At 43.3% G+C, this 830-nt stretch carries 1 protein-coding gene and 1 pseudogene; both read left to right on the top strand.

Features of this window, described 5'->3' with window-relative positions:
* Positions 1-554, top strand: a pseudogene (mtlR, locus tag ACWHAR_RS25355) (mannitol operon transcriptional activator MtlR); the annotation flags it as partial.
* Positions 555-750: 196 nt separating this feature from the next.
* Positions 751-830: hypothetical protein (locus tag ACWHAR_RS25350; protein WP_452088219.1), on the top strand; the 80-nt coding region annotated here is incomplete at its 3' end.

Raw genomic sequence — 830 nt, 5'->3', positions numbered from 1 at the left:
AGGCGCAGCAAGCTGATGTACCTGACATTCTGGAGGCGGCGGAAAGCATAGGGCGGTATATGGAAGTTATCCAAGATGTTCTGCGCCATTTTACGCTAGCTCAACTCAAAACAAACCCGGACCATAGCATGCTTCTGCTAGAGCTTTTTCAACAGCTCAAGAAGGATGGCCTGATCCGTGATCCGGAAAAAGCCGCGGTTTGCCTGGCTGAGCGGGAGAAACAAGGGGGATTGGGAATCCCCGGAACAAACATGGCGCTTTATCATCTCAAAAATGATGAAATCGTCCTGCCTTTTTTCAAAATGTTTGATCTCAGCACCTCCTATGAAGTGGATGGCATGGACGGAAATACCCTCAGGATGACACGCATCCTCGTCATGATGGCGCCTGGCTCATTATCTGCTGAAGGCTCGGAGATTTTAAGCGCGATCAGCTCGGCAATTATTGAGAGCGGAGAAAGCATGGTGGGGTTTCAGGAAGAAGGAGAACAAGAATTGTATCAGCGGTTAAACCGCATATTTTTCACATGGATGAAAGAAAAAAACATACTGTAAACCTGCATGGCACACGTCAAAAATTTGGCGTGTGTTTTTCTGTGGATGGGGAACAAAATAAGAAAATGTGGGACTATTTTATCATTCAGTATTGGAATAATTCCAAAATGAAATAGTTTTACAAGTTATCTTTTTTGGGTTAAAATGGGTGAGATAAGGAAGAAAATCTAACAAATTATTGAAGATTCAAGAGAATATAGGAGATGACGATATGGAAACATTACAGCATCTGATTCTGCATGACATGCCGGATAGCGAAGAAATAGAGGCTGTAAA

The sequence above is a fragment of the Bacillus sp. LR--39 genome (assembly GCF_053613335.1).
Note: the sequence above shows the minus strand (reverse complement) of the source record. Positions and strands in the feature narration are given on the sequence as shown.